The 14,966-nt window shown below is 70.9% G+C and carries 14 protein-coding genes and 1 tRNA gene; 3 read left to right on the plus strand and 12 right to left on the minus strand.

The features are described 5' to 3' along the window. Nucleotides 1-79: 79 nt before the first annotated feature. The 9 genes from QDS12_RS14080 to QDS12_RS14120 form a co-directional block, all read right to left on the minus strand. On the minus strand, nt 80-1,096 hold the full coding sequence (locus QDS12_RS14080; RefSeq protein WP_279879770.1) for a site-specific integrase: 1,017 nt from the start codon (nt 1,094-1,096) through the stop codon (nt 80-82). After that, nucleotides 1,093-2,346: a site-specific integrase gene (locus tag QDS12_RS14085; protein WP_279880444.1), complete on the minus strand. Its 1,254-nt coding sequence runs from the start codon at nt 2,344-2,346 to the stop codon at nt 1,093-1,095. The genes QDS12_RS14080 and QDS12_RS14085 overlap by 4 nt, the downstream gene beginning before the upstream one ends. Before the next feature lie 1,162 nt (nt 2,347-3,508). Next, a complete protein-coding gene (locus tag QDS12_RS14090) occupies nt 3,509-3,877 on the minus strand; it encodes a hypothetical protein (RefSeq protein WP_279879772.1) in 369 nt (122 codons plus the stop codon). Between the two features lie 755 nt (nt 3,878-4,632). Next, nucleotides 4,633-4,926 carry a hypothetical protein gene (locus QDS12_RS14095; RefSeq protein WP_279879774.1) on the minus strand — a complete coding sequence of 98 codons (294 nt, stop codon included), beginning with the start codon at nt 4,924-4,926 and terminating at the stop codon, nt 4,633-4,635. A 177-nt stretch (nt 4,927-5,103) separates the two neighbouring features. Then, nucleotides 5,104-6,093 carry a hypothetical protein gene (locus QDS12_RS14100; protein ID WP_279879776.1) on the minus strand — a complete coding sequence of 330 codons (990 nt, stop codon included), beginning with the start codon at nt 6,091-6,093 and terminating at the stop codon, nt 5,104-5,106. Nucleotides 6,094-6,211: 118 nt separating this feature from the next. Continuing rightward, nucleotides 6,212-6,718 (minus strand): hypothetical protein, encoded by a 507-nt coding sequence (locus tag QDS12_RS14105; RefSeq protein ID WP_279879778.1) that lies wholly within the window; start codon nt 6,716-6,718, stop codon nt 6,212-6,214. A gap of 77 nt (nt 6,719-6,795) precedes the next feature. After that, the gene (locus QDS12_RS14110) at nt 6,796-8,904 is read right to left on the minus strand and encodes a helix-turn-helix domain-containing protein (protein ID WP_279879780.1); all 2,109 of its coding nucleotides are present in this window, start codon (nt 8,902-8,904) and stop codon (nt 6,796-6,798) included. A 1-nt stretch (nt 8,905) separates the two neighbouring features. Continuing rightward, the gene (locus QDS12_RS14115; protein ID WP_279879782.1) at nt 8,906-9,454 is read right to left on the minus strand and encodes a hypothetical protein; all 549 of its coding nucleotides are present in this window, start codon (nt 9,452-9,454) and stop codon (nt 8,906-8,908) included. Between the two features lie 431 nt (nt 9,455-9,885). Then, nucleotides 9,886-9,959, minus strand: a tRNA-Met gene (locus QDS12_RS14120). Nucleotides 9,960-10,092: 133 nt separating this feature from the next. Between QDS12_RS14120 and QDS12_RS14125 the strand changes: the two genes are divergently transcribed. Further along, nucleotides 10,093-10,800: a DedA family protein gene (locus tag QDS12_RS14125; RefSeq protein WP_279879784.1), complete on the plus strand. Its 708-nt coding sequence runs from the start codon at nt 10,093-10,095 to the stop codon at nt 10,798-10,800. Here the strand turns inward: QDS12_RS14125 and QDS12_RS14130 are convergent. Further along, a complete protein-coding gene (locus QDS12_RS14130; RefSeq protein WP_279879786.1) occupies nt 10,704-11,330 on the minus strand; it encodes a methyltransferase domain-containing protein in 627 nt (208 codons plus the stop codon). The two genes, QDS12_RS14125 and QDS12_RS14130, sit on opposite strands and share 97 nt — an antisense overlap. A 40-nt stretch (nt 11,331-11,370) precedes the next feature. Between QDS12_RS14130 and QDS12_RS14135 the strand changes: the two genes are divergently transcribed. Next, nucleotides 11,371-11,583: a hypothetical protein gene (locus QDS12_RS14135; RefSeq protein ID WP_279879788.1), complete on the plus strand. Its 213-nt coding sequence runs from the start codon at nt 11,371-11,373 to the stop codon at nt 11,581-11,583. Between the two features lie 19 nt (nt 11,584-11,602). On the opposite strand, the gene QDS12_RS14140 is transcribed toward QDS12_RS14135, so the two are convergent. After that, nucleotides 11,603-12,295 carry a hypothetical protein gene (locus tag QDS12_RS14140; protein WP_279879790.1) on the minus strand — a complete coding sequence of 231 codons (693 nt, stop codon included), beginning with the start codon at nt 12,293-12,295 and terminating at the stop codon, nt 11,603-11,605. A 73-nt stretch (nt 12,296-12,368) separates the two neighbouring features. Between QDS12_RS14140 and QDS12_RS14145 the strand changes: the two genes are divergently transcribed. Continuing rightward, nucleotides 12,369-13,199 carry an SGNH/GDSL hydrolase family protein gene (locus tag QDS12_RS14145; protein WP_279879792.1) on the plus strand — a complete coding sequence of 277 codons (831 nt, stop codon included), beginning with the start codon at nt 12,369-12,371 and terminating at the stop codon, nt 13,197-13,199. On the opposite strand, the gene QDS12_RS14150 is transcribed toward QDS12_RS14145, so the two are convergent. After that, a complete protein-coding gene (locus QDS12_RS14150) occupies nt 13,196-14,875 on the minus strand; it encodes an alpha-amylase family protein (RefSeq protein ID WP_279879794.1) in 1,680 nt (559 codons plus the stop codon). The two genes, QDS12_RS14145 and QDS12_RS14150, sit on opposite strands and share 4 nt — an antisense overlap. Nucleotides 14,876-14,966 lie beyond the last annotated feature (91 nt).

Below are 14,966 nucleotides of genomic sequence, written 5' to 3' on the forward strand. Positions count from 1 at the left end.
CTTCGCGGCGCTTCCAGTTGGGCGAGGTAACGGCCCCAGCGCCTTGGGGGCGGTTTGCGGCAAGGTTTCCTATCCGAATCTATGCGGCCCCCGGCGACGTGTTCTGGCGCAGAGACGCCGGCGCGGGGAGTTGCAGTGTGGCCACTGCCTCGCGCATCTTGATGGCCGGTCGGCGGTCATAGAGGGCCGTCGTGGCGGGGTTGGTGTGCCCGACAATCTTCGCCACCAAGACCAGGTCCACGTCCGCGAGGAGCGTCGTGATCACGAAGCGGCGGAAGTCGTGGGGCGTGATGTGCTCGAAGCCCGCCTCGAGTGCGCGCGCTTGCACCATCTTCCATGCCTGATGCGTGCTAAGCGGTCCTCGATCCAGGAGCGGGCGAACCCGCGACATAGGCACGAATAGGGGTCCGGTCTTCCGGCCGCGGAGTTCGAGCCAACGGCTGAGTCCGGCAACTGCTGTCGGATGCAGCCAAGCGTCGCGGGGCTTGCCCGACTTGGTGTGGCGCAGCCAAATCCGGCGTTCGTCGAGGTGCACGTCGATGAGGTCGACCTGGGTGAGCTCATCGCCGCGCGCGGCCGTGCTCGCGAGCGCGAGAAGGAGCGCCACGTCGCGGATGCGCGTCGTCGGGGAGCCTGAGCCGTGCTCGCAGGTCCGGATGATGCGCACCACATCGGCCTCGCTAAGGAAGTGTCCGGGCTGCGGCAGCTCCACCCCGGCGGCGATCTCGAAGGTCTGCGCGGCACGGCACTCCGCGTGCGTGATGAGGCCGACCTCCCGGCAGCAGTCGATCATCACCCGTAAGGCCGAGGCGTCCTTAGCGACGGTGCGGCGGGAGTACCCGTGGGCAGCCACGCTTCGGATCATCGACGTGGCAAGGCGTCGATCGACGGTCTCCCAGGGAAACGATTCGAGGCTGTGGCTGCCCTTCGTGAAGGTCTTTACGACGCGGTTAAGCCCGCCGGCCATGGTGCGTAGGCTCTCCGGCTTGGGGTAGCCGGCACGAAACTCTGCTAGCGCCTCGGCGCGCAGGTTGGTCGTCCGGCCGAGTTCTTCGGCCGCATCGGGGCTAAGGAGCCGTAGCTCGGGACTGTTCATGCTGCGGTTCCGCTCTGCGGGCCCTCGCTGGGCGACCCGTCGGTGTCGGTCCCGAGCGAGTCAAATACCGGGATAGCAAGTGTGCTGATCGCCTCCCGTTCCTCGTCGGCGCCGCGCAGGTCGTAGATCATGGTGCTCTGGACCTTGGCGTGGTTGACGAGCCTGCTGACCAGGACGGCGTCGTTCTGCCGCAGTAGCTGCGTTACGAAGCTGCGGCGGAAGTCATGCGAGCGGAAGCCGGTCACACCGGCTTCCTCTGCTCGCGATCGGATCATCTCTTGGATCGTCTCGGTCGACAGCGGGCCGTATCGGGCTGGCTGGGTGAGTGACGTAAAGAGAGCCCCTGGATGTGTGCCTCGGAGTCGCAGCCATTCTTCGAGGTAGGGCACGACGTCAGGATGGAGGTAGATCCGGTGGTCGCGCTTATTCTTGGTGAATCGCAGCAGGATGCTCTCGTCCTCGCGGTTCCAGTCTGCAAGCCGTGCCTGTGACATTTCGATGCTGCGGATGCCGCTGGTACAGAACAGGGCGATCATGGCGGTGTTCCGTGCGCGGGCTCGCTCCGTGCCCATGGTGCTGGCACAGCGCAGCAATCGCTCCACGTCGGCCGGACTCAGGCGTCGCCTCTGAGTCGATGCCCCGGGGGCGACGGTGTAGAGCTCGTCAAAGAGCAGGTCCAGCCGCTCGACGCTGAGGAGTTCGACGTTACGGCACTGCTGGAGGACGCGTCGGATGACGGAGATCATGTCGTTTCGAGTGGACTGCGACTCATAGCGCGAGTAAACAAGGCGGCGGAAGGCGCCGGCTTGGCGGGCGGTCAGATGGTGGATGGGCACCGCACGAACCTCGTCCATCGTCATCGAGCCCAGCGTCACGTTCGCCATGAGCTCATAGGAGCGGCGGACCTTGGTGCGGAAGTGGTCGCGGGACGGTCCGGGCTTGCACCGGTCCATTGCAAGGTCAATCGGATGCTCGCCCGGCCCGAGGGTGAGGATGGCCTTCTGATCTGGGTCGCACCAGTCCGACGGCCTGCTTGGACCCGAACCTGCGGTCGTTCGGGTCCGAGTTGCCGTTGAATGTCTCTTAGCCGCGGCAGCGAGCAGCACCTCGAAGTCGTCGGGCTGGGGTTCCTCAGACGACGTGGTCGCGCCAGACCGCGAGTGCCCCAGCGCATCGGCGACCACCGGGGCCGAGGCGGTAGCCGTCGGGGCGTTCATGTGGGTCTGGGCAGGCTGCCCCGCGGGGCACATGTTCTTCACGGTAGTTCTCTTCTCACCGGTTGAACCCGGTCGATCGTTGAAGGGGACGGGAATAGCTCTTCCCGTGCCCTTCACCGCTCACCTTGAGCGATAGCCGGGACAGTCCGCAGCCCTACCGGCCGACGCAATCGACGCCGCCGGAACAGCAGAAAGGTGCCCTAGTACGGCTCGCTCGAGAGGGCGGAGAGCCGGTATCTGCCGGTCGACGCTGCCCCTGCCGGCCGCTACCGACGGTGGGGATTCATGGACTCTGACATGCCCCATCGGACGACGTCGCCTGACCGTGACCGGCCCCGGCTCCCGCCCGCTGGGGCCGAGTGATGCGGGGGGCGATTCAGACCTGGGCGCGGCACTACCAAGCCCCGTGGCGCGAGCGTGCGGCTGACCGGGATCTCGACTATTGGCTGCGGGTGGCGGCCCTCGCGTTCGGTCACCACGGCGCCAACGGGCACGCGCCCTTCCGGGCAGGGGAGGTCGGTCGACTCCTCGGCACGGTCGACGTCGCGACCGGTGAGCTGCATCCGTTGGACCGTGGGTCTGTCCAGCGAGCCATTCGGACGGCCATCGCTCGAGGATTCTTGGCACCACAATCCGGATCCCGCTGTCTCGTCGTGCCTCCCCACGCCGTCACCGGCGGTCTAGGGGAGTCGGGCGAGTGCCCGAACTGTGAACCGTCGAGCCACGCGCCGCCGGCCGTCCGGAGAGGTCGGGCGACACCGCCGCAACGAACGGACGGACGTCGTGAAGAGGCATGAGGCGCCCACCTGCATGTGGAGCGGTGGGCGCTCGGTGCCCACCGTGAGGGCATCAGGCGCCCACGTGACCCAGGGCTGACCAGCGCAAATGCATCACCCTTCTAAGAGTCTTCTCAACAGCAGTTCGATGCCTTCGGCGGATGCAGGCGTTCGACGCCAACTGGGCTGCCATAGCCGCTTCCGGTCTGAATCGGTCAAGCCGAAGGCGGCCATTCGCGGGTAGCGCGCCGACCCTGTACGTCGATGCGCATGCTCTCGAACACCGGCATGCGGAGAATGAGGCCGATCGCTTGGTGCGCAGCCGTTCCTCCGCAGGTCTCGCGTCTTGTCCGAATGCCGTGCCGCCCAAGCACACGATGCGTGGACGTCCATTCAGGCTGGTCCGGCGCGTGCCGCACTTAACCGTCGACCCTCGGCCGGAATCGATGCCTCACGGGCTGCTGTGGTCGGATCCCAAGTGCGCGCATCTGGCCGCCGGTCAGGCTGCTCCTGACGGGGCCGTCGTGGAGCAGCTCTTGCGCCGCATACAGGGCATCCGCTGACTCCACCGGCCGCCGACGGTCCGGGCCGAGCCGGATCCAATACGTCTGAGGCGTCTCGCCGTTGATTCCCAGCGCGCGAATCTGAGTGCCGGTCAGGTTCGCCTTGACCTTGCTTTGGTTGGCCAGCACATCGTCCGCCGCCCGGGCCACTGCCCCACGGTCGGTCGGGTCGATCCGCCGAATGGATTCCATCGTGCTCTCCAGGTCCGAGTGTGTGGCCGCCACGCGGGATCACAGTCAGACTCTAGGCGTGCTGCTGTCTCTTCGGTCGAGCCACGGCCGCGTCTGTCGTTCGCTCGTTTCCGCGGCGAAGGCGCATTCCGAGGTCGCACTTCCATCTGGCGGACCAGGCGAGTCTCTTCGGGGAGCGCTCGTCGGCCTCAGCTAACAGGAGGCCCGGGGCCGCTCCAGCGATCATGGTTCCCGCCCCCAAGTGCGATGCCCCTCGGCGATCCACTCTTTGCCCTCGGACTCCTCAGCACCCAGTCCACGTCGTCGGGGACCTTCGATGACGACCAGCTCGGCACTGTCTCCCCAGGCTGCTGGTCCAAGCCCTTCCGCGCACGACGCGAGCAAAGGATGGGTCCGGTCGCGGCGGAGAAGATGATGGGCATCGGGCCAGTCGAGACGCGGTCGTCCCGGCGGCGCCGCGATCCCTCTGAGGACGAGCCAGTCTCGGGGCCTCGTCCGAGAGGGCGTAGCCGCCGTAGCGCTGGTTGATGACGATCTTCACGATGCTGCGCCTCCTTGGGAGATGGAGGTGCAGGCCAGCGCCGGTCGGCTGGAGTGCCGCATCGCGGTCCGCGAGTTCCATTGCGACCGTGCGTCCGGTGGCTGAGGGCGCGGGACTTTGCTCAGAGACCCAGCCTGCCGATCGGCACGACGGCAGAGGCTGGAAGATACCGTTGCCGGGGCGCGTGAGAGAGGCAGGGATCGACCAACGCGACCGATCGGCCCTCCGCGGTCGGCGGGGATGGAGGTCAGCGTGACTTCTTGATGCGGAGCCGATGTCGCGGGGGCGTCTCTGGCTGGATGCCGAGGGCACGCCTCTGGCCGCTGGTCAGGCCGATCTTCCACGGGCCGGCGTGGATCATCTCGCTCGCGGCCTGCAGCACCTCGGGCGACACGAGCTGGCCGGGACGTATCTGGCCAAGCGGAAATCGATACTTCGGAGGGGTCTCGGGCGTGATGCCGAGGGCGCGCCGTTGCCCAGAGGTCAGGCCGATCCTGACCCTGCTCTGGTCGGCGAGCATGTCCGCTGCAGCCCGCATCACGTCGTCAGGGTCCGGGGCGCTGCGCCGAGTGGGCTCCATGGTGTTCTCCAGATCCGACCGCGGGGTCGTGCTTGATGCGACAGGTCGACTCTAGGTCGGCAGGCTCATCGGATCCATCGGCTTCGCGAGCGAGTCTCGAGTCAGCTCGTGCGGGGCCGGTGCTCGACGGCCATGCGGCTACTCCTCCTCCGGTCGCAGGCGCAGTCGGGCGGCCACGCGCCGCAGGAGCCGGTCCGTCGCCTCGTCGACGTCGGGTCCGGGGCTCTGCCGGGCGTCCCAGAGCACCTGGAGGGGATCGGCGATGGCCACCATCTGTCCGCCGGGGGCGGTGTGGAGGAGCCGCGCCGAGGGCCAGACCGTCTGGTCTCGCGGCACACAGACGGTGACCTGGGCGTCGGCTGGAGCGCCGACCGGGACGAGCCCCGCGCCGGTGAGGTCGACGCCGCGCGACGCGTAGATCACCGCCCGGTCCGGGCGCCGCCAGGGCGCGAGCACATCCGCTGCGACGGCGCCGGAGATGACGGCATCCGCGGGCAGGACCCGGAGCGCCGCGAGCGTGGACTGCCAGACGGGCTCCAACCCGGACCAGTGGGTGGCGATGCCGCCGGGTCCGGGATAGGTGTCGAGCCAGTCCGTGAGGGTGCCGATGCTCGGGTCGGTCAGCTGCCAGGAGCCGTAACCGCCGCTGGCGACGCCGTCGGCGCGCAGGTGGGCGAGCAGTCGAGAGACGCGGGACTGGTGCAGCCCCGTCAGGGCGGCGAGGTCGCTCTGCCGCAGCCGCCGGTCGGCGGGGGCCTCGAGAAGCCGCCGCAGCAGCGCGTGCCGGCCGACTCCTTGCGCTACTGGCCGAGGATCGTGCGGAGTCGACCGTGCGTCGGGGTCGTGGTCGACGATGAGGCCGGCGAAGTCGAGGTGGAGGTGACCGGTGTCGGTCGCCCAGGACCAGCCGAGGTCGGTCAGTCGGGCGCGCGCCGCGGGGGAGAGCCTGGGGGAGATGAGCAGCGAGTCCGCGGTGGGTGGTGGGTCGACCTCACTCGGGCGGAGGCTGCGGCGCTTGGCAACGAGGTGAAAGCGGCGGCGGTGACCCTCGGTCGCAAGCGTCACCGCCGCTGACGCGGACTCGTGCACGGTGATGCCGGCGCTGAGGGCAGCCTCCATCCAGGTCATAGCGGGAAGTATGCCTGTTGCCGATAGAATGCGACGACGAGCATATTCTCTCGTGTGGGACCGCCTGGCGCGCCGCGGGGCGTCCGCTCGGCGGCCGGGGCTGGGTCACAGACCCTCATCAGGTCGTGGCGTCGAGAAATGTCCGGATCCGGTCGAGGTCGCTGCGGGTGAGGCCGCGGTTGGCCGTCGGTTTGATCAGCAGGCTGCGGGGCGTGGGCGGCTGTAGCCGGGCGAGCATGTCGGCGTCGTCGGGGATCGCGGTGTCGTCGGCCCAGATCAACTCGCGTCCGCTGTCGAGGATCGCGAGGGCGGCCCTGAGCTTGGCGGCGTCCGAGGCGTCCGGCGGGGCCGCGGCCTCCTCGTCGGTCAGGCACCGCTGCAGGGTGGGGAAGCCCCAGAGTGCCTCGAGCTGGCCGGCGAAGGGGCACCAGGTGGTGGCCCAGCGCAGCTCGAGGCGGCCTTCGCGGTGCCAGGCGCCGAGCTGGTCGGTGAGCGTCGGCGCCCACCGCATCCTCCAGCGCTGTCCGTAGGCGTAGGCGCTGGCCTGCCGGGGTGCGCGTCCCCAGCCGCGCGGGGCGTCGCAGTTGACGACCCCGTCGACGTCGAGAGCAAGCACCGGGGCCATCTGGTCAGCATGGCCCGCGACGGTCGTGCCGCGCCACATGGTTCACCGTGGCCGTGGGATCGCCCCGCGCGTCGCGGTCAGGCGGCGCGTCGGCGGGGCCGGCGGTGGCTGCGCTGCAGATCGGCGGTATCGACCGAGTGCTTGCTGACCCGGGCGCGTTCGCCGTTGCCGGTCGGCAGGGCGACCAGGATGCGGGCGGTGATCAGGTGCCGGATCGTCGGCACGCTGACCCCGAGCAGGGCGGCGGCCTCGTCGTGGGTGTAGCCGTCGGTGCGGAGCTGGTGCTGGCGGAGGGCCCACGCGGTGAGTGCGGTCCGGGTGGCGTGGGGGACGATCGTGATGCGGCCGCGCTTCTCCAGCGTCAGGCCGAGCCGGGCGGCGGCCTGGTGCAGGCTGGAGACGTTGTAGTCGAGCTCGGCGGCCAGGTCAGCCATGGTGGTGCCCGTCGCCAGGGCCGCACGCAACTCCTCGACGTCGGCCAGGGTGGCCGCCTTCTGGTCCGCGCGCCCATGGGGCAGCCGTCGGCTGGGCAAGGTGCCGTCGCGCAGGTAGCGGCGGGCCGTCACCGGGCTCAGGCCGAGATAGTCGGCGATCTCGTCGGGGCCGAGCAGGTCGACGCCGGCCTCGGTTGGCGAGACCAGCCAGCCGGTCTCGAGCAGCTCGGCGTCGATCTCGTCGGCACGCCGGGCCAGCGCGCTCTGGTTGCCGGTGGTGCAGCGCTCCTGGGTGGGGACCACCAGTCGGGCCGCGACGAGCGGCGGCAGGTCGGCGTCGATCCCGGCCTGGAGCTGGTCGGCGACGGCGAGGTAGGGGGCGGCGGTGGGGTCGTCGAGCAGGTAGTGCCGGTGGTGGACGTCGGCGCCGGGCAGGTGGCCCAGCGCCCGCTTGCGGATCCACTCCGGGAGCTCGGTGAGGGCGAGCTCGGTGCCGACCGCCTTGCGCAGGTCGTGCGGCACGGGGAGCTCGCTGCCGTCGAAGAGGTCGCTGGAGACGTCGAGGTCGAGCCGGGTCGCCGCGTTCTTCATCGTGCGGCGGAAGGATCCCTGCCCGGATCCGTGGCCGGTCAGGTCGGGGATGAGCCGGGCGTCCTGGTCCACGGTGCCGTCCGGGCCGGTGTGGAAGACATCGATGACCACCGTGAGGAGGCCGGCCAGGGCGCGCGGGATCGGGACGAGCCGCACCGACTGGGTGGTCTTGGTGCGGTCGACCTCGTGGCGAGGGACGAGGCTGCCGTCCCGGTCCCGGTCCCAGAACACCCGGCCGCCCTGCCGGGCCACGACCAGGAACCCGCAGTCGGCGCCGTCGGGCACGACCAGGTCGGCGACGTGCAGTCCGAACGCCTCGCTGATCCGCAGCCCGCCGAGCCGAAGCAGCCACAGTGCGATCTGGTGGGCCGGGTGGAGATGGGCGGCCAGCGCGGCGGTCTCGGGGAGGGTGAGGGGCCGCTTGGGTGCCGTCGTGCCGGCGTCGGTCCGCGGGGTCCGCACCTGGGCGGGGTCGAAGGACCGGGTCTGGCCCAGCACGCTCCAGGCGTAGGCCAGCACGCGGTCGAGGGTGCCGCGCATGTTGCGGACCAAATCGGCGGCGTAGCCGCGGTGGACGTCGGGGTTGCCCTGCTGGCGCTTCGAGATGCGCTTGTTCAACGGACCCGTGACCGCGCCGGCCCACTGGCACAAGATGGCGAGGTAGTCCGCCCGGGAGAGGGTGCCCAGTGTGCCCTGGAGGGTGCCCTCGAAGTAGGTGGCGAGCTTCTCGCACAGGTCACGCTCGGCCCGCTCGCGGTCCGGGCCGGCCTGGCGACCGAGGATGTAGCGCTCGTGCAGGTACGCCTCCGCAACCTCCCGGAACGACAGCGCGCCCGACATGGCGCCAGCGGTAGCCGTGCTGAGGGCCTCGGCCGTGGTGAGGGGCTGGGCCCGGGTCATGTCGGGCGACAGGAGCGGGACAGCGGGCGGGTGAGAGGGCGGGCTGGCCGGGGGAGTCGCCTGGTCGGCCAGCCAGTCCAGGACCGGAAGAACCGGGGCGCCGGCCTGGCGGGCGGTGATCGCCTGCGCCAGCCAGGCCCGGGCATCGGCCTCGGTCGGCAGCACGCCGCCGATCCGTCGGGTGCTGCCGCTCGCCTGCGGGAGGGAGGCGTGGAACCCAGTCGGGGTGGGCTTGATCCGTCCGGTCAGCGGGCGTCCCATCTCAGGCCCCCGTCCCGGACACCGCGCCGGACCCTGTGCCGGACCCTGGGCCGGCCCCGGTGCCGGCCCCGGTGCCGACCTCGGTGCCGGCTCCTATGCCGGCGCCGCCGGTGGTGGCGGTCACCAGGCCCCGGAGGAAGTCGCGCTCGTCGACCACCCGGGCGAGCTGAGCCTCCAGGCCGGTGACCTGAGCCCGCAGCGCGGCGACCTGCAGGGCCAGGTCCTGGCGGGCAGACTCCAGCGCGGTCTGCACGGCGGCGGCCTCGCGGCCGTGCTTGACCGTGGCGACGGTCTCGGCCACGTCGACCAGGGCGTCGGCGCCCAGCAGCCCGGCCGCGACCAGGTCAGTGACCGGGATCAGCCACGTCCCGCGCTTGTCGCCGGCATCCTGGAACACGTGCGGGAAGGTGCCGCCCTGGTGGCGGCGCTTGATCGTGTCGACGCTGCATCCGGCGGCCTCGGCGGCCTCCTTGAAGGTGAGCGCCGCATCGGGCTGGTACGACGGGGCGGACCGGGCGGACTGGTATTGCTGGGCGGACCGGGCGGACATGGGCACTGCTCCTGCTGCTGCGGATCGGGACGCAGCAGACCGGTGTCGACCGAAATGTCGGGGGCAACCTCGACCAGCACCGGGGGCAGACCACGGGCAGGTGACCTCGCCCACACCCCGCCGGGCGGTCGAGGTCGAGGGCGCGATCGGGGGCGCGATCGGGGGCGCGAGCGGAGTGCCGGATGCCCCCGGTGGCCGCCACCGCATCCTCGGGTGCGGCGCTGGCACGCCGAGGCGCGCGTACACCCGGTGCAGGGTCGCGGGCCGGGTCCGGCAAGGTCGGGGGCAGTCGGGCTCACCCCACGCAACCGGGGGCAGCCCGGCGCCACATACGAGGCATAAACCCGGCACAAACCCCGCGGAAGAGGCCGAAATGCGAAGAGCCCCAGCGTGGCGCTGGGGCTCTCCTCGGTCCTGCGGACCTTGATTTGTAGCGGGGACAGGATTTGAACCTGTGACCTCTGGGTTATGAGCCCAGCGAGCTACCGAGCTGCTCCACCCCGCGTCGGTGAATAGAACATTACAGGCCGATCCTCCGATGCCCAAATCGGGCCCCTGGTCGGGGTTCATCCCGCCTTCATCCGTCGACTCCTACCGTCTCGACACGAGACGGGCGCACTGCCCGTGGAGGAGGCAAGATGTCCGGTTTCGTCGACCACCTGCTCTCGACGCCGGCGTGGCTGACGCTGCTGATCGTCTTCGCGCTGCCGGCCCTGGAGTCGTCGGCCTTCCTCGGGATCATCTTCCCAGGGGAGACGGCGGTGCTGCTCGGCGGGGTGGCCGCCAGTCAGGGGCACGTTCCGCTGCTGGGCGTCGTCGCCGCGGCCGTGGGCGGGGCGATCACGGGCGACGCCGTGGGGTACGTCGTCGGGCGCCGCTGGGGCCGCCGGATCCTGGGCTCGACCCTGGGCCGCTTCGTGAAGGCCGAGCACCTCGACCGTGCCGAGCACGTGCTCGACCGGCGGGGTGGACTCGCGGTGCTGCTGGGCCGGTTCACGGCCGCGCTGCGCGTGCTCATTCCCGGTCTCGCCGGCATGGGGCGGATGTCCTATCCCCGGTTCGCGTTCTTCAACATCCTCGGCGCGGCGATCTGGGGCGTGCTCGTCGTCGCCGCGGGAGACCTCGCCGGCAACAACTGGCACGTCGTCGGCCACTTGATCACCGGGATCGGCGGCGTCGCGACAGCCGTCGTCATCGCGGCGCTGGTCGCCGTACGGCTGCTGCGAGGTGGCCGGCTGCGCCGGGCCGCTCAGGGCTTGGCGGCTCGGATGCGCTCGATCGTGCCCGCCTTGAGGCGCTGGCGCTCCGCGACCACGAAGCCGGCGTCCTCGACGTGCGGTAGCTGACGTCGGGTCAGGTGCTCGCCCGCGCTGCGGCCGGTGACCTGCTCCACGAGCCACTGGAGGGCGTAGAGCGGCGGCCACGTGCTGCCGACGTGGTCGAGCAGCAGGAGCTCGCCGCCCGGGACGAGCACGCGGTGCATCTCGGCGATGGCCCGCCGTGGGTCGGGGATGGCGCACAGCGACAGCGCGCACACGACGGTGTCGAACGACGCGTCGTCGTAGGGCAGCCGCTCGGCGTCGCCCTCGCATAGGTCGACGGGTCGGTCCAGGTCGGCGGCGCGCCGACGGGCGACCGCGAGCATCGCAGGGCTGAGCTCGACGCCGCTGACGCGCAGTGCCGGGTCGTAGAACGGCAGGTTGCGCCCGGTGCCGATCGCCACCTCGAGCACGCGACCCCTGGCGCGGGCGCCGAGCCACTCGCGGCCGCCGTCGAACCAGATCCGCTCGAACAGTCCGATCTGCCGGTCGTACGACGACGCGGCCTTGTCCCAGACGCGTCGTTGCCGGGCCGTGCCGGCGTCGCGGGTGGGCATGGCGCACATCGTTCCACCCTCCACGGGGTACGACGTCGCCATGAGGGGACTGATTGGCCTGATCGTGCTGCTCTGGCTGTTGATCGGCGTGTTCGCCGCGTGGCAGCGCGGCTACTTCGGGAGCGACCAGGACGTGAGCTGCAAGACCACCGGCGACACGGCGCTCACGATCGTGGCGGGTCCGCTGAACTACTTCGGCGTGAACCCGAAGGTCGACTGCTCGAAGGTGAAGGTGCCCCAGCCGTCGAAGTAGCCGGACGCCCAGCTTCCGGCTACCTCGGCCGCACCCCGAACGTGAACGCGACGTCCCACGGCAGCAGGTCGAGTCCGGAGACGGCGTCCGCGAGGTAGAACGTCGCCCCGTCGATCGCCTCGGCGGAGACCGGCGCGCTCACGGAGACCCCGGGTGCGCCGCCGCGGACGTGCGGTCGCCACAGCTCGCTGCCCTGGGGGACGGGGGAGACCTCGACCGTGGACAGCTGGCGGCCCTCCTCGTCGACGTGCAGGGCGAAGAACGCGTACGGCTCGAACGGGGCGTCCCAGCCGCCGACCTCGATCACGAGGAACTCGAACGTCGCGGCGACGTGTCGCACCGCCTGGTTGATGGCCCGGGCGAACTCCTCCCGCGCGTCCGGGCGCGCCGCCCCGGCCGGCGCGAGCTGGAGCGCCGACGAGCGGAACGAGAGCTCCTCGTCGGGGGAGCGGTCCGGGAAGCGCGGTGACAGCACCAGCGTGCCCGTCTCCTCGTTGAGGAGGGCGGTCTCGCGGTAGCGGTCCTCGGCTCGCACCGACCGGGCGAGGACGCCGGTGCCCTGCGCGGCGACGAGCACCGCGCCGCTGGCGTCGTCGGGCACCGACCAGAGCCGGGTGCCGGACTCGGTCCACGTGCGGACCAGGCCGCCGACGCACGGGCTGAGCTGGGCAGGAACCAGGGTGTCGCCCTCCTGGAGGGGCAGGTCGGCCATGGTGAGCACGCTATGCCACCACCGAGCGCGGGTGGCACTGGCGCGTCCACTGCTGTGTGACTACGGTCACACCATGATGCGCCGCCTGCGGACCTGGACGTCCGCCCTCGCCCTCGTCCCGCTGCTCGTCGCCGGTGGCGCCACCACCGCCGCCACCACCGCCACCACCGCCTCCGCCGCCTCCGCCGCTCCGCCGCCGCACGTCGTCTACGACGCGCTCGGCGACTCCTACGCGTCCGGCTACGGCGTGCCGCCGTACGGTCCCTGTGGCCGCTCGCAGTCGGCCTACGCCGTGCAGCTCGACGGGCGGCAGCGGATCGCGCTCGACGACTTCGTCGCGTGCGCCGGGGCGACCACCACGACGCTGGTGTCCGGCGGACAGCTCGGAGCGCTCGACGCGGACACCGACCTCGTCACGCTCACGATCGGCGGCAACGACATCGGCTGGTCCCAGGCGGTCGTCGCCTGCCTCGGCGGCACCGACGCCCAGTGCGCAGGCACCGTCGCGCTGATCCGGGGCCGCATCACCTCCGCGCTGCCCGGGTTGCTCGACGCGGTCTACGGCCGGGTCGCCGCCGCGGCGCCGAACGCGCACGTCGTGGTCACCGGCTACCCGCGGCTGTTCTCGCCCGAGTACGGCGGCTACCTGGCCGCGTCACCGGCTGAACAGGCCGCCCTCAACGACGGCGCCGACCTGCTCAACGCGACGATCGCCGCGGCGGTGGCGCGCCACGGCCTCCAGTTCGTCGACGTCACCAAGCGCTTCCTGGGCCACGGTGTCAACGCGCCGGAGCCCTGGCTCCTCGGGCCGAGCGACCCGGGCGCGTTCCACCCGAACGCGGCCGGCTACGAGACCTACACCGCAGCGGTGAACTCGGCGCTCGGACCGGTCAAGCTCGGCTAGGGGCGGTCGTCGCGCCTGACCCGGAGCCAGGCGTGCCCGTAGCCCTCGAGGGCCAGCTCGACCCTGCCCTTGGCGTCGGTGTCGTGCGCCTCGTGGGCGAACAGGTCCTCCAGCCAGGTCGACTCGTCGCCCGTGAGGTCGTCGGGCGGCAGCTGGACGCGCGTCGTCAGCGGCTCGGCGGAGAGGTTGTGGACCGCCACGATCGAGGCGCCGTCCCAGTGGCACCGATGCGCCAGGACCTGCCGGCACGGCTGGTCGAGGACGGAGAACTCGCCCCAACCCAGCTCGGGGCACTCCCGGTAGGTCTGGATCAGCGTCCGCATGAAGTGCCACAGCGACTCGGGGTCGCGCTTCTGGGCGGCGACGTTGACGTGCTCCGGCCCGTAGCCGCCCTGCACGACGCGACGGAACAGCTTGCGCGGGGGTGCCGTGGAGAACCCGCCGTTGCGGACCGCCTCCCACTGCATCGGGGTGCGTACGGACGTCCGGCCGTCGTCGCTGAGGTCCTCACCCATCCCGATCTCCTCGCCGTAGTAGATGGTCGGCGTGCCGGGCAGGCTGAACAGCAGGCTGTAGACCATCCGGATCCGGCGCGGGTCGCCGTCGAGCATCGTCGGCAGCCGGCGCTTCAGGCCCCGGCCGTAGATCTGCATCTCCGGCTCCGGGCCGAACGCAGCGAAGACCTCCTGGCGCTCCTCGTCGCTGAGCTTGTCGAGGATCAGCTCGTCGTGGTTGCGGACGAACGTCGCCCACTGGCAGTCGTGGTGGATCGGCGGCCGCGAGGTGAGCGCCTTCGCGAGCGGGTCGGCGTCCTGCCGAGCGAGCGAGAGGTAGGTCGCCTCCATGCTGACGAAGTCGAACATCATGGTCAGCTCGTCCCCGGCCAGGCCGCCGAAGTACTGCTGCTGCTCCTCGAACGGCAGGTTGACCTCGCCGAGAAGCATCGCGTCGCCGCGGCGCCGGCCCAAGAAGGCGCGCAGCTCCTTGAGGTACTCGTGCGGGTCACCTGGGACGTGGTCGGCCTCGGTGTCCACGTCGGCGATGAGGAAGGGCACGGCGTCGACCCGGAAGCCGTCGAGCCCGAGCTGGAGCCAGAAGCCGATCGACTTCGCGATGTGGTCGCGCACGACCGGGTTCGCGAAGTTGAGGTCGGGCTGGTAGCGGTAGAAGTGGTGGAGGTACCACTCGCCCGTGCGCTCGTCCAGCTCCCAGATGCTGTCCTCCTTGTCCGGGAAGACCACCTTGTCGGAGGTGTCGGGCGGCGGGTCCGCGCGCCACACGTAGTAGTCGCGGTACGGCGACTCCGTGCTGCGTCGCGCCGCCTTGAACCACGGGTGCTGGTCGGAGGTGTGGTTGACGACCAGGTCGGCGATCACCCGGATGCCGCGGTCCTTCGCGGCCCGGAGCAGCTCGACCAGGTCGCCGTGCGTGCCGAGCCGGCCGTCGACGCCGAACAGGTCGGTGACGTCGTACCCGTCGTCGCGCCCGGGCGTGGGATAGAACGGCATCAGCCACAGGCAGGTGACGCCGAGCTCGGCGAGGTAGTCGATCCGCTGGGTGAGGCCCGTGATGTCGCCGATCCCGTCCCCGTCGGAGTCGTAGAACGTCTCGACGTCGACGCAGTAGATGACGGCGTTCTTCCACCAGAGATCGCCGGTGCTGACGTGGTGCGCCATGCCCCCTCGTAACCGCCACGACCGCCTGGTGAAACGCATCCCTGGGTCCGAGGTGCACAATGACGGAGGTCGGGGTACGGACCCGGCGTCC

It is taken from the genome of Nocardioides sp. CER19, assembly GCF_029846275.1.
Lineage (GTDB): Bacteria > Actinomycetota > Actinomycetes > Propionibacteriales > Nocardioidaceae > Nocardioides.

Excerpts from the sequence above, each read along its gene's own strand:
- QDS12_RS14080 (WP_279879770.1), bottom strand. The coding sequence starts at position 1,096 with ATGAACAGTCCCGAGCTACGGCTCCTTAGCCCCGATGCGGCCGAAGAA.
- QDS12_RS14085 (WP_279880444.1), bottom strand. The coding sequence starts at position 2,346 with ATGTGCCCCGCGGGGCAGCCTGCCCAGACCCACATGAACGCCCCGACG.
- QDS12_RS14100 (WP_279879776.1), bottom strand. The coding sequence starts at position 6,093 with ATGACCTGGATGGAGGCTGCCCTCAGCGCCGGCATCACCGTGCACGAG.
- QDS12_RS14105 (WP_279879778.1), bottom strand. The coding sequence starts at position 6,718 with ATGGCCCCGGTGCTTGCTCTCGACGTCGACGGGGTCGTCAACTGCGAC.
- QDS12_RS14110 (WP_279879780.1), bottom strand. The coding sequence starts at position 8,904 with ATGGGACGCCCGCTGACCGGACGGATCAAGCCCACCCCGACTGGGTTC.
- QDS12_RS14115 (WP_279879782.1), bottom strand. The coding sequence starts at position 9,454 with ATGTCCGCCCGGTCCGCCCAGCAATACCAGTCCGCCCGGTCCGCCCCG.
- QDS12_RS14125 (WP_279879784.1), top strand. The coding sequence starts at position 10,093 with ATGTCCGGTTTCGTCGACCACCTGCTCTCGACGCCGGCGTGGCTGACG.
- QDS12_RS14130 (WP_279879786.1), bottom strand. The coding sequence starts at position 11,330 with ATGCCCACCCGCGACGCCGGCACGGCCCGGCAACGACGCGTCTGGGAC.
- QDS12_RS14135 (WP_279879788.1), top strand. The coding sequence starts at position 11,371 with ATGAGGGGACTGATTGGCCTGATCGTGCTGCTCTGGCTGTTGATCGGC.
- QDS12_RS14140 (WP_279879790.1), bottom strand. The coding sequence starts at position 12,295 with ATGGCCGACCTGCCCCTCCAGGAGGGCGACACCCTGGTTCCTGCCCAG.
- QDS12_RS14145 (WP_279879792.1), top strand. The coding sequence starts at position 12,369 with ATGATGCGCCGCCTGCGGACCTGGACGTCCGCCCTCGCCCTCGTCCCG.
- QDS12_RS14150 (WP_279879794.1), bottom strand. The coding sequence starts at position 14,875 with ATGGCGCACCACGTCAGCACCGGCGATCTCTGGTGGAAGAACGCCGTC.